The following is a 10,867-nucleotide window of genomic DNA, read 5'->3' as shown; positions in this document are numbered from 1 at the left end:
GGGGGAGCCGGCGGCGCGGGCGGCACGCAGACGGCCGGGAATGCGGCCGGCGGCGCGGGCGCGGGCGGCACCGGCGGTGCGGGCGGTACCAATACCGTCAATGCCGGGACGTTCAATATGTCCAACACCATGACCACCGTAGGCCAGTCGGCTGCGGGCATCATGACGGTGAGCCAGAACAATGGCTTCTCGTCGCTGATCCAGCAGAGCGTGAACGTGCAGGCCAACCTGAGCGTCGGCAGGTAGCGATGCGGCACGCTGCCAAACTGGTCATGGCGCTGGTGCTGGCGGCGCCCGTCCTCCCCGTGCTGGGGGAGGACGGTGTGCTGGCCGCGCTGGCGGTGCCTGTGGCTATGGTGCCGGCCGCTGCAGCCGGATCTGCGGAAGCAGGTTCCGCGCAGCAGCCTGCCCAAGGGCCGGGGCCGGACCTGGCGCCGGGGCAGGCATCGAGCCCGGCATCAGGCCCGGTGTTGGTCCCGGCGCTGGGTCCGGCGCTCAGCGCGCGGCGGCTGGACGCGCTGCGCGGCGGCAGCGATACGCCCTGGAGCGATATGAAGCTGCAGGGCGCCGTCAGCGGCAACAGCGCGGTGGCGGTGGCCACCGGCGCCAATGTCATCGCCGATGGGTCGTTCAGCAATGCGTCGGGTTTGCCCATGGTGATACAGAATTCGGGCGCCAATGTGCTGATCCAGAACGCCACCATCGTGAATGTGCAGTTCAAATGAGGGCGCCATCATCACTGATGCTGGTGCTGCTGCTGGCGGGCCTGCCGCCCGCCATGCAGGCGGCGGACTTCGCGGCGGCGGGCGGCGGCAGCTACGCCGTGCCGCTGGCGAGCATGAAGGAGTTGCGCTTCCGCGCCACCGTGCGCCAGCAGTATGACTTCAGCTGCGGGTCGGCGGCGGTGGCGACCCTGCTGACCTACCATTTCGACCGGCCCGTGAGCGAACAGGCCGCGTTCCAGCAGATGTATCTGCACGGCGACCAGCAGCGCATCCAGCGCGAGGGTTTTTCCTTGCTGGACATCAAGCGCTACCTGGCCAGCCTGGGCTATGTGGCCGATGGCTTCGAATTGCCGCTCGACAAGCTGGCCGAAGCCGGCCTGCCGGCCATCGTGCTGGTGGCGGAGCGGGGCTATCACCATTTTGTCGTGATCAAGGGCGTGTCCGGCGGCCGCGTGCTGCTGGGCGACCCGGCCAGTGGCACGCGCGCCATGCCGCGCCGCGCGTTCGAAGCGATCTGGCAGAACGGCTTGCTGTTCGTGGTGCACGGCGGCCCCGGCAAGGCGCATTTCAACGCGGCGGCCGATTGGCGCGTTGCGCCGCAAGCGCTGCTGGCCAGCGGCATCGAGCGCGACAGCCTGCAACGCCAGACCCTGCCCAAGCTGGGCAGCGGCAATTTTTAAGGAGCACGCAATGAAGCACTTGCGCTGCATCGCCGCCGCGCTGTGCGGCATCGTGTTTTCCGCCGGAGCGGATGGCCTGCCGTCGGGCTGGACGCCGGTTTCCGACCAAACGCTGGAAGCCCAGCGCGGCGGCTTCGATACCGGCGGCATGCTGGTGTCGCTGGGCGTGGAGCGGCTGGTGGCCATCAACGGCGGCACGGTCGCCAGCAGCCAGTTCCAGATTGCCGATCTGTCCCGCATCACCGCCGAGGAGGCTGCGCTGGTGAGCGCGGCCCTGCAGCCGCTGACGGTGCAGAACGGCATGGGCAACGCCGCGCAGGCGGGGCTGCCGGTGTTGTTTATTCAGAACACAGTGAATGACCAATTGATACAGAGCCAGACAACTATCAATGCGGCTGTTTCCAGCTTATCTATGCTGACCAGTAGTAATTTTGAAAGCAGCATGCGCGCCGCGCTGTCGAGTGCGGTTGCGCCAAGATAGGGAGGAATGCATGCGATTTGCCAAGGTTTTGCGCGCCGGCACGGCCGGTTTGTCTGTTGTGATGTGTACGACGCTGGCCCATGGGCAATCCGTGGCGCGGGGTGTTGCCGAGCTGGCGGGTGAAATCGAGGCGCTGAAGCGGCAATTGGCCGAACAGCGCGAGTTGCTGCGGCAGCTGCGCGAGCAGCTTGCGCCTCAGGCGGTGCCCGCGCCGGCCGAACGCCTTGCGCGCCAGCGGGGAACCGGCCCCGCCGCCGCCGCGCCGCTGCCGGGCGGACAGGGTGAGCAAAGCGGGGGCGCCGCGCAGCCGGTGCAGGGCGGCCAGGCCGGGCAGGGCGGAGCGCTGGCTGGCGAGGGCGTTGCGGCCGTCGGCCAGGCGCCGCAGCGCGACAGCCGTCCACCCGAAGTGGCGCCGCTGTTCGAAGCGCCCGGCGTGCTGACGCCCAAGGGCCGCTTCGTGCTCGAACCGTCCTACCAGTTCGGCTATTCGTCCAGCAACCGCGTGGTGCTGGTGGGCTACACCATCATCCCGGCCCTGCTGATCGGCCTGGTGGACGTGCGCGAAGTCAAGCGCAACACCATGACCGCGGCGCTGGCCGGCCGCTACGGCCTCACGCCGCGGACCGAGCTGGAAGTGCGCATCCCTTACGTCTACCGTTCCGACTCCACCGTCAGCCGCGAAATCTTCACCGGCTCGGCGGTGGACAATGTGTTCTCCACCAGCGGCCGCGGCGTCGGCGACGCCGAATTGGCGCTGCGCCACCAGCTGAATGCGGGCGGTCCGGACCGGGCCTACTACGTGGCGGGCCTGCGCCTGAAAAGCCGCACCGGCCGCGACCCCTTTGAAGTGGTCACCGACTGCGTGCAGCGCTGCGTGGGGCCGAACGCCACCGGCACCGGGCTGCCGCTGGACTTGCCCACCGGTTCCGGCTTTTACGGCTTGCAGCCCAGCCTGACCTGGCTGTATCCGTCCGATCCCGCCGTGCTGTTCGGCAGCGTGAGCTATCTGCACAATTTCCAGCGCAGCGGCGTGCGGCGCATGGTGCGCAACGGCGAATTCGAGGACCTGGGCACGCTCAAGCCGGGCGCCGTGTTCGGCTTCAATTTCGGCATGGGCTTGGCCCTGAACGAGAAGACCACGCTCAGCCTGGGCTACAGCCACGACTCCATCGGCCGCACCAGGCAGAACGGCCTGCCGGTGCCCGGATCGGTGCGCACCCAGCTGGGCACCCTGCTGATGGGCTTCTCCTACCGCTACAGCGACAAGCGCTCGCTCAATGTGTCGGTGGGCGCCGGGCTCACGCGCGACACGCCGGACGTGACCCTGTCGGTCCGCTTCCCGATGAGCTTTTGAGGGTGCTGCACGTATATCGTATTTTTACGATAATATAAGCAATTCAACACCACTCATCCAAGAGGAAATATGATCTCTCGTCGCATTCCGGCCGCAGGCGTGGCCATCGCAATCGCCGCCATGCTGGGCCAGTCGCCTGCCTTCGCGGCCGCGCCGCTGGCCAAGACCCAGGCGCCCGGCTACTTCCGTATGATGCTGGGCGATTTCGAAGTGACCGCGCTGAACGACGGCACGGTGGACCTGCCGGTGGACAAGCTGTTGCATGACAAGCCCGCCAAGACCACGCAAGCACTGGGCAAGTCCTTCCTGAAAGCGCCGCTGGAGACGTCGGTGAACGGTTTCCTGGTCAACACCGGCAGCAAGCTGGTGCTGATCGATACCGGCGCGGCCGGCCTGTTCGGTCCTACGCTGGGCAAGCTGGTGGCCAATCTGAAGGCCTCGGGCTACCAGCCTGAGCAGGTGGACGAGATCTACATCACCCATTTGCACCCGGACCACGTGGGCGGCCTGGCGGCTGCGGGCAAGGCGGCGTTCCCGAACGCCGTGCTGCGCGCGGACAAGCACGATACGGATTTCTGGCTGAGCAAAGTGAACCTGGAGAAAGCGCCGGAAGACAAGAAAGGCTTCTTCCAGGGCGCGATGGCGTCGGTGTCGCCGTACAGCGATGCGGGCAAGCTGAACCCGTTTGAAGGCAACACCGAGCTGGTGCCGGGCATCAAGGCGGTGAACAGCTACGGGCATACGCCGGGGCACACGACTTATGTGATCGAGAGCAAAGGGCAGAAGCTGGTGCTGCTGGGCGACCTGCTGCACGTGCAGGCGGTGCAGTTCGACGATCCGTCGGTGACGATAGACTTCGACAGCGACAGCAAGGCGGCGCTGGCGCAGCGCAAGGCGGCGTTTGCGGAAGCGGCCAAGCAAGGGTATCTGATTGGTGCGGCGCACTTGCAGTTCCCGGGACTGGGCCATATCCGCAGCCAGGGCAAGGCGTATCAGTTTGTGCCGGTGAATTACACCATTCCGCGCTGATTTGATGGAGATGGCGGGTTACGCGGCTGCGCCGCTAACCCGCCCTACGTTCGACGCAGCCGTAGGGCGGGTTAGGCGCGGAGCGCCGTAACCCGCCGGTGCCGCCGGCGGCTTAGGCCAGGGCAGGGTAGTCCGTATAACCTTCCGCCGTTGCGTGGTAGAAGGTCTCCGGACGCGGTGCGTTCAGCGCCGCGCCTTGCTGCAGGCGTGCCGGCAGGTCCGGATTGGCGATGAAGTCTTTACCCCAGGCCACGGCGTCCGCCGTGCCCGCAGCCAGGATGCTCTCTGCGGTTGCCTTGTCCATCTTCTCATTGGCGATATAGATGCCGCCGAATTCCTTCTTCAGCAGCGGTCCCAGGCTGTCCTCGCCCACCGCTTCGCGCGCGCAGATAAAGGCGATGCCGCGCTTGCCCAGCTCGCGCGCCACGTAGCCGAAGGTCTCTGCCGGGTTGGAGTCGCTCATGTCGTGCGAATCGCGGCGCGGCGCCAGGTGCATGCCGACGCGGCCGGCGCCCCATACTTCGATCACGGCGTCCGTCACTTCCAGCATCAGGCGTGCGCGGTTCTCAATCGGGCCGCCGTAGGCGTCGGTGCGCTTGTTGGTGCCGTCCTGCAGGAACTGGTCCAGCAGGTAGCCGTTGGCGCCGTGCACTTCCACGCCGTCAAAGCCGGCCAGCTTGGCGTTTTCCGCGCCTTTGCGGTAGGCCGCCACGATGCCCGGGATTTCTTCCAGGTCCAGCGCGCGCGGCACCGGATACTCGCGCTGCGGACGCAGCAGGCTGACATGGCCCTTGGCCGCGATGGCGCTCGGCGCCACCGGCGCGTCGCCGTTCAGGAAGCTCGGGTCCGAAATGCGGCCCACATGCCACAGCTGCAGGAAGATCTTGCCGCCTGCCGCGTGCACCGCGTCGGTGACCACTTTCCAGCCCGCCACTTGCGCGTCCGACCAGATGCCCGGCGTGTCCGCATAGCCCACGCCCTGCGGCGTGACGGCGGTGGCTTCGCTCAGGATCAGGCCGGCCGAGGCGCGCTGCACATAGTATTCCGCCATCAGCGCGTTGGGCACGCGGTCGCCGCCCACGGCGCGGGCGCGGGTCAGCGGCGCCATGATGATGCGGTTGTTCAGGGTCAGGTCGCCGATTTTGATAGGGTCAAACAGGTTTGCCATGGTGTATCTTCCTTGAGTTGCCGGGCCTGCTCACAGGCCCTGGTTCATATGGTCGATAAAGGCCTGGATCACTTCGTCGTTGCGCTTGAAAAAGTTCCACTGTCCCACCCGCTGCACCGTCACCAGGCCGGCCTTCTGCAAGGTGGCCAGGTGGGCCGACACGGTCGATTGCGACAGGCCGGTGCGCTGGTCGATCAGGCCCGCGCAGACCCCGAAGGTCAGCGGATGGGCCTGCTCGGTGAAATAAGCCTCGGGCTCTTTCAGCCAGCTCAGGATCTGGCGCCGGACCGGATTGGCCAGCGCCTTGTGGATTGCGTCGATGTCTATGTCCATATTGGTCTCTAGCGATATGTGCATCTGTAAATCACGATGCATATATCGGTATCTTACGATATAAATGAAAAACGTGCTGGCGGCACGCTGGCAATGTCAAAAAATCAAGCGAGTTGGAGCAGCAGCAGGGCGATCACGGCCGGCACGGTCTGCACGAACAGGATGCGGCGCGATACGGTGGCCGCGCCCCACAGGCCCGCCACCGCCACGCAGCACAGGCCGAACAGCGTGAAGGCGCGCGCGATGGCCGGGTCCGGATGCAGAAAGCCGAGCGCCAGCGCCGCGACCAGGAAGCCGTTGTAGCAGCCCTGGTTGGACATGGCCGGCTGCACGATTTCCGCCTTCTCGGCGCTCAGGCCGAACACGCGGCGGCCACGGGTGCGGAACAACACCGTTTCCAGCAGCACGATGTAGACGTGGATCAGCAGTACCAGGCCGGTGACGGCTTGCGCAAAGAGTAACATCGGGACCCCTTCATGATGGAAATGTTGCAATGATATACTGTCGCCTCTTGCCTGCGGGGACGACCTCGCATTCTCAAGGCGCTCGGCGGGGACGACCTTGCCACACAGGGAGAAGAAAAATGGCGTGGCTATTCTTATTTGTTGCCGGACTGCTGGAAATCGGCTGGGCGGTGGGCCTCAAGTACACGGAAGGCTTCAGCAAGCTGGTGCCGTCGGTGCTGACCCTGCTGTCCATGGGCGGCAGCATGGCGCTGCTGGGGCTGGCGCTGCGCGACTTGCCACTGGGCACGGCCTATGCGGTGTGGACCGGCATCGGCACCGTGGGCACGGCCATGTTCGGCATCATGGTGCTGGGCGAGCCGGCCGGCGTGCTGCGGCTGGTGTGCATCACCATGATTACCTGCGGGATCTTGGGCTTGAAGCTGGCGCACTGAGCCAGTTAGTCAATTAGGCAGGGGTGCGGCCCGTTCATTGGACCAGCGCTCGTAAATCCGGGCCAGCTCTCCGCTGGCCCGCAGTTTTTGCAGCGCCGAGTTCATCAGGCGCATCGCACCCGGGTCGGCCTTCTTGCTGATCCAGAAGAAAATCGGCTCCTCTTTCAGCACCGCCGGCAGCAGCCGCACTTTATCGCTCAGCTTGTTCTCGCGGATGATCCACGCCAGCGTCAGCTCGTTCATGTAGACGAAGCGGCCGTGGCCGGCCAGGATTTTTTTCAGATTGGTCAGATTGTCGCTGGTGCTGTCGTCCACTTCCAGGCCCAGCACGCGCAGCTGGTCCGAATAGGCGGCGCCGCGCGAGGTGGTGATCAGCGGCCTGAGGCGGACCAGCTCGTCGATGGACTCCACGCTGGCCTTGTCGCCGATGGCGGCGGCCAGCCTGTGGCGCACCGTGTACAGCTTGCTCGACATAAACGCCACCTTGCGGCGGCGCTCCGAATCCAGCAGGGCGCAGGCGGCGCCCACGGAGCCGGATTCCAGGCCCTGTTCGATCTGCGGCACCGAGCGGAAATCGTCCTGCCCGGTGAATTTCAGGTGGGGTTCGGCCTTCTCCATGGCCGCCAGGATGTCCGGACACAGCCCCTCGGGGCGGCTGTCGCGCAGCATCCATTTGGGGGGCAGGCTCTCCTGGCCCATGGTGCGGACCACATAGTGCTCGGCCTGCGCCGCCAGGGGCAGGCCGAGTAGTATTGCAGCGAGGGGCAGCGTAATGTGCATCTTGTTCTCCTGCCAGCGATTGTATCCCCAGGGACATACCGAAGCCAGCGGAAAACGCGCCGCACGCGCCGCCGTTTCAGCTGGCGGAACGGCCGGGGTAGGCCGCGATAATGTTCAGGAAATCAATGCTGCGCTCCTTGGCCAGCATCTCCGGCAGCAGCGCCTCGTACTGCACGCGGTAATCCTTGGCCAGGTGCGTTGCCAGGAAGTACTCGCGGGTGCAGGCCCAGGTTTCATAGAGCACAAAGGTGTTGGGATCGTTGGCATCCTCATGCACCCAGGTGTTGATGAAGTCCGGCTCGTCCTTCATGCGGTTGACGACGTTGAACAGTTCGGTGCGGAAACGCTCGCGCACTTCAGGCTTGGAGCTGAGGCGGACGACGAAGGCGATATGGTCGGACATGGTGTTGGCTCGCTATGGGGTGGGAATGAAACCAGTATAGGAGTCAGGAACACCAGCATCAACGGGCTGGAATGCAATGGATCATTGCGGAAAGCTGAATCAAGGGCCGCACGGGAGGCGGCCCTGGGGGGAGTTAGAAGCCGGCCGGATTCGCTTTTGCCAGGTAATACCACTCGGCATTGGCGCGGGCGTTGGTGTCCGGGAACAGCACGATGGCGTCATCGGCGGCCAGCACCGGCGTGCCGTCGTGGCGGCGGCCGATTTCCTCGCCCTTGGCCACGCGGTCGAAGCTGGACCAGACGCGGCTGAAACGATCGTCCGCGTGCTGCTTGTCGTGCACTTCCACCATGCTCAGGTACTCGGTCTGTTCAGGCGCCAGCGCCACCGGCTGCGGCGCATCGATCAGGCCCAGGAAGGCCAAGGTGTTCATGATGGCGCGGTAAGCCACTTCCGGCGCCTGCGGATCGGCGTGCTGGCCGCACTCCAGCGTCAGCGCGTAGCCGCCGGTGGAACGCATATACTCGGTGGTGCCCACGCCGTAGCGCAGCACGGTTTCCAGCTGCGAATCGTCGCGCAGGCGGCGCTGCACGCCGGCGCCGTAAGTGGCCAGCCAGCCATCGACAAAACGGGTCACACCGATGCGGCGCGCCAGCGCGCGTTCCTTTTCCTCATGCTGGAAAGGCTGCAGCGTGCCGTCGTTGTTGCGCGGGCCCACCATCAGGAAGGGCTGGCTCTGCGCGTTGAAGGAATGCAGGTCGAGCAGCACGTCGTGCTGGTCCAGCAGCGGGCACAGCCAGTTGGCGATGCGGTCCTCGAAATCCTGCGGATTCTCGTTCGGGAACAGGTTGCGGTTCAGGTTGCGGTCGCCCGAGCGCTCGCGCTTGGCGTAGGCCAGCGGATTGACGATGGGCACAAAGGTCACCATGCCGTTCAGGATGCGCAGCTGGCCGCTGTCGATCTCCTGCATCACGCGGGTGATGCCCTTGGTGCCGCAGGTTTCGTTGCCGTGCACGGCGCCGGTGATGATCACGCGCGGGCCCTTGCCCTGGCCGGTATAGTTGACGGATTTGAAATGCAGATCGCTTGCTACAGTCATGCTGGTCCCCGAGGCTGATGAATGGCCGTTATTCTAGCGGGGATTGGGCGCGGCAACAGTTAAAATACTGCATGAAATCCATAACCCGCATTCATGGCCTGGACACGCTGCGCGCCGTGGCGATCATGCTCGTGTTCATGAACCACTACGTGCTGTTCGTCAGCAGGCAGGCGCCGTTCGGCTTTTGGGGCGAAGTAGGGTGGACCGGGGTCGACCTGTTTTTTGCCCTGTCCGGCTACTTGATCGGCAACCAGATCTTTGCCGCCATGCGCAGCGAAGCCGGCTTCTCGCTGCGCACCTTCTACATCCGCCGCTTCCTGCGTACCTTGCCCGCGTTCTACGCGGTGCTGGCGCTGTACGCCTGCTGGCCCTGGTTCCGGGCCGGGCTGACGTTGCCGCCGCTGTGGCAATTCCTCACCTTTACGCAGAATTTCGACCTGATGCCGGGCACCGCGTTCTCGCATGCCTGGTCGCTGTGCGTGGAGGAGCAGTTCTACGTGCTGCTGCCGGCGGTGGCGCTGTTGATTGGCGCGCTGCGCCGCTCGCTGGTGTGGGCCTGGGTGGCGGTCTGCGCCAGCTTTTTGGCCGGCATGGCCATCCGCGGCTACCTCTGGCAGACCCAGGTGGGCGACAGCGAAGGCGGCTTCCACTACTACAACGCCATCTACTACTCATCGCTGTGCCGCTTCGACGAGCTGGTGGCCGGCGTCGCGCTGGCGCTGCTGAAAAACCACCACGGCGCCGCGTGGAACAGGCTCACCTCGCGCGGCAACTGGGCGCTGGGCGCCGGCGTGGCGGTTGCGGGGGCCGCGCTCTACCTGTTCTCGGAAGACCACTACGGCTACGGCATGACGGTATTCGGCTACCCGCTGCTGGCGCTGGGCTGCACGCTGCTGCTGATCGCGGCGCTCAGTCGGGGCTCGCTGCTGGAGCGCACGCGCATTCCCGGCTTCGGCAAGGTGGCGCTGTGGTCCTACGCCATCTACCTCACGCACAAGCAGATCTTCCTGCTGCTCAAGCCCGAGCTGGCCGAGCATGGCATCAGCGCCGCCAGCTGGACCGGCATCGCCATCATGACAGCGGTCAGCATCCCCCTCGGCTGGCTACTGTACGCCGCCATCGAAACCCCCTTCCTAGTCCTACGCGACCGCTACTTTTCCTACAAGCGACCTGAGCCGAATTTTCCCCCTCCGGGGTCAGACCCCAAGGCGGAAAATGCGGCTCAGCTCGCCTAGCTTCTGCCTTGTCTGCACTCTGTAGGCGCTGTGCCGGTGCTGAATCCCTGATTGCCGCTTAGCTAACGTCTTGCCTCTTAGCTATATTTTCATCAAGCGAGCTGAGCCGCATTTCGCGCAATTCGGGGTCAGACCCCGGGGTGGGGGAAATGCGGCTCAGGCTGCTTGGGGCTATGGGCGCATTTCGATGACGTCGTAGGGGGATTGCATGCTGTTGAGGAATTCGAGCAGGGCGCGGACGCGGGCGGGGGCTTCGTCGTCGCGTGTGCTGTCGATGGCCCGGCGCAGGCCGGGCAGGGCTTCCGCCGTGTGCGGGCTTTGGTAGGATTTGATCAGCAACGCGGCGAATTGCGCCGCTTCCTTGCCGTGGTTGTGCCGCAGCCGCGATTCGATCACACCCAGCAGCGCGCGCTGCATCCTTGGCGTGGGCGCGGTGATGTGCGCGAATACCAGCGGCGTGTTGCCGATGGCCTCGCAGATGCGGCGCTCCATCTCGTCCGCTTTGACGTCGGACGCAATGTCGAAATAGGCGGCGTTCCAGCGCGTGCGCGCATGCGCGTGGCCGGGCGGGAAGGAGTCGGCGGTGTCGAAGCCGCAGATACGGCTCAGGTGCTTGAGCCAACCAATGAGTGGTGATGTCATGGCCGCATTTTAGCGGAAAATCGGGACAGCCCTGGGGGTGTTG

14 protein-coding genes and 1 pseudogene are annotated in these 10,867 nt (G+C 65.3%); 8 read left to right on the top strand and 7 right to left on the bottom strand.

The features are described from left to right. From GTP77_RS22115 to GTP77_RS22090, 6 genes and pseudogenes are all read left to right on the top strand, one after another. Positions 1–246: pseudogene (locus GTP77_RS22115) on the top strand (hypothetical protein); the annotation flags it as partial. Positions 247–248: 2 nt separating this feature from the next. Next, positions 249–725 carry a hypothetical protein gene (locus tag GTP77_RS22110; protein WP_161074311.1) on the top strand — a complete coding sequence of 159 codons (477 nt, stop codon included), beginning with the start codon at positions 249–251 and terminating at the stop codon, positions 723–725. Then, the gene (locus GTP77_RS22105; RefSeq protein WP_161074310.1) at positions 722–1,405 is read left to right on the top strand and encodes a C39 family peptidase; all 684 of its coding nucleotides are present in this window, start codon (positions 722–724) and stop codon (positions 1,403–1,405) included. The genes GTP77_RS22110 and GTP77_RS22105 overlap by 4 nt, the downstream gene beginning before the upstream one ends. Positions 1,406–1,415: 10 nt before the next feature. Continuing rightward, positions 1,416–1,886, top strand: coding sequence for a hypothetical protein (locus tag GTP77_RS22100; RefSeq protein WP_161074309.1), 471 nt, complete (start codon positions 1,416–1,418; stop codon positions 1,884–1,886). A 10-nt stretch (positions 1,887–1,896) separates the two neighbouring features. Further along, positions 1,897–3,240, top strand: coding sequence for an acetate kinase (locus GTP77_RS22095; protein ID WP_187358801.1), 1,344 nt, complete (start codon positions 1,897–1,899; stop codon positions 3,238–3,240). Positions 3,241–3,309: 69 nt separating this feature from the next. After that, positions 3,310–4,269, top strand: a complete 960-nt coding sequence (locus tag GTP77_RS22090) for an MBL fold metallo-hydrolase (protein ID WP_161074308.1) — start codon at positions 3,310–3,312, stop codon at positions 4,267–4,269. Between the two features lie 112 nt (positions 4,270–4,381). Here GTP77_RS22090 and GTP77_RS22085 read toward each other — a convergent pair whose 3' ends face one another. The 3 genes from GTP77_RS22085 to GTP77_RS22075 all read right to left on the bottom strand — a co-directional run bounded on the left by GTP77_RS22085 (position 4,382) and on the right by GTP77_RS22075 (position 6,234). Continuing rightward, positions 4,382–5,437, bottom strand: a complete 1,056-nt coding sequence (locus GTP77_RS22085) for an alkene reductase (RefSeq protein WP_161074307.1) — start codon at positions 5,435–5,437, stop codon at positions 4,382–4,384. 30 nt (positions 5,438–5,467) lie between these two features. After that, positions 5,468–5,770, bottom strand: coding sequence for an ArsR/SmtB family transcription factor (locus tag GTP77_RS22080; protein ID WP_161074306.1), 303 nt, complete (start codon positions 5,768–5,770; stop codon positions 5,468–5,470). 104 nt (positions 5,771–5,874) lie between these two features. After that, entirely contained in the window at positions 5,875–6,234 is a 360-nt protein-coding gene (locus GTP77_RS22075) for a DUF1304 domain-containing protein (protein WP_161074305.1), read from the bottom strand. 119 nt (positions 6,235–6,353) lie between these two features. Here GTP77_RS22075 and sugE point away from each other — a divergent pair, with 119 nt between their 5' ends. Then, entirely contained in the window at positions 6,354–6,668 is a 315-nt protein-coding gene (gene sugE, locus GTP77_RS22070) for a quaternary ammonium compound efflux SMR transporter SugE (RefSeq protein ID WP_161074304.1), read from the top strand. Between the two features lie 9 nt (positions 6,669–6,677). On the opposite strand, the gene GTP77_RS22065 is transcribed toward sugE, so the two are convergent. The 3 genes from GTP77_RS22065 to GTP77_RS22055 form a co-directional block, all read right to left on the bottom strand. Beyond that, entirely contained in the window at positions 6,678–7,448 is a 771-nt protein-coding gene (locus GTP77_RS22065) for a substrate-binding periplasmic protein (RefSeq protein ID WP_161074303.1), read from the bottom strand. Between the two features lie 76 nt (positions 7,449–7,524). Continuing rightward, positions 7,525–7,851: a putative quinol monooxygenase gene (locus GTP77_RS22060; RefSeq protein WP_161074302.1), complete on the bottom strand. Its 327-nt coding sequence runs from the start codon at positions 7,849–7,851 to the stop codon at positions 7,525–7,527. Between the two features lie 133 nt (positions 7,852–7,984). Next, the gene (locus tag GTP77_RS22055; protein WP_161074301.1) at positions 7,985–8,947 is read right to left on the bottom strand and encodes a M14 family metallopeptidase; all 963 of its coding nucleotides are present in this window, start codon (positions 8,945–8,947) and stop codon (positions 7,985–7,987) included. Between the two features lie 71 nt (positions 8,948–9,018). Between GTP77_RS22055 and GTP77_RS22050 the strand changes: the two genes are divergently transcribed. Continuing rightward, entirely contained in the window at positions 9,019–10,182 is a 1,164-nt protein-coding gene (locus GTP77_RS22050) for an acyltransferase family protein (protein WP_161074300.1), read from the top strand. Between the two features lie 171 nt (positions 10,183–10,353). Here GTP77_RS22050 and GTP77_RS22045 read toward each other — a convergent pair whose 3' ends face one another. Beyond that, positions 10,354–10,824 (bottom strand): hypothetical protein, encoded by a 471-nt coding sequence (locus GTP77_RS22045; RefSeq protein WP_161074299.1) that lies wholly within the window; start codon positions 10,822–10,824, stop codon positions 10,354–10,356. Between the last annotated feature and the right edge of the window lie 43 nt (positions 10,825–10,867).

It is taken from the genome of Pseudoduganella aquatica (assembly GCF_009857595.1).
GTDB classification, from domain to species: domain Bacteria; phylum Pseudomonadota; class Gammaproteobacteria; order Burkholderiales; family Burkholderiaceae_D; genus Rugamonas; species Rugamonas aquatica_A.
The sequence above is the reverse complement of the archived record's forward strand: the minus strand, read 5'-3'. Positions and strand labels throughout refer to the sequence as shown.

Bases quoted from the DNA above. Each gene is read 5' to 3' on its own strand.
- GTP77_RS22065 (WP_161074303.1), bottom strand. From the start codon at position 7,448: ATGCACATTACGCTGCCCCTCGCTGCAATACTACTCGGCCTGCCCCTG.
- GTP77_RS22100 (WP_161074309.1), top strand. From the start codon at position 1,416: ATGAAGCACTTGCGCTGCATCGCCGCCGCGCTGTGCGGCATCGTGTTT.
- GTP77_RS22050 (WP_161074300.1), top strand. From the start codon at position 9,019: ATGAAATCCATAACCCGCATTCATGGCCTGGACACGCTGCGCGCCGTG.
- GTP77_RS22110 (WP_161074311.1), top strand. From the start codon at position 249: ATGCGGCACGCTGCCAAACTGGTCATGGCGCTGGTGCTGGCGGCGCCC.
- GTP77_RS22060 (WP_161074302.1), bottom strand. From the start codon at position 7,851: ATGTCCGACCATATCGCCTTCGTCGTCCGCCTCAGCTCCAAGCCTGAA.
- GTP77_RS22045 (WP_161074299.1), bottom strand. From the start codon at position 10,824: ATGACATCACCACTCATTGGTTGGCTCAAGCACCTGAGCCGTATCTGC.
- GTP77_RS22085 (WP_161074307.1), bottom strand. From the start codon at position 5,437: ATGGCAAACCTGTTTGACCCTATCAAAATCGGCGACCTGACCCTGAAC.
- GTP77_RS22080 (WP_161074306.1), bottom strand. From the start codon at position 5,770: ATGGACATAGACATCGACGCAATCCACAAGGCGCTGGCCAATCCGGTC.
- GTP77_RS22090 (WP_161074308.1), top strand. From the start codon at position 3,310: ATGATCTCTCGTCGCATTCCGGCCGCAGGCGTGGCCATCGCAATCGCC.
- GTP77_RS22075 (WP_161074305.1), bottom strand. From the start codon at position 6,234: ATGTTACTCTTTGCGCAAGCCGTCACCGGCCTGGTACTGCTGATCCAC.
- sugE (WP_161074304.1), top strand. From the start codon at position 6,354: ATGGCGTGGCTATTCTTATTTGTTGCCGGACTGCTGGAAATCGGCTGG.
- GTP77_RS22095 (WP_187358801.1), top strand. From the start codon at position 1,897: ATGCGATTTGCCAAGGTTTTGCGCGCCGGCACGGCCGGTTTGTCTGTT.
- GTP77_RS22105 (WP_161074310.1), top strand. From the start codon at position 722: ATGAGGGCGCCATCATCACTGATGCTGGTGCTGCTGCTGGCGGGCCTG.
- GTP77_RS22055 (WP_161074301.1), bottom strand. From the start codon at position 8,947: ATGACTGTAGCAAGCGATCTGCATTTCAAATCCGTCAACTATACCGGC.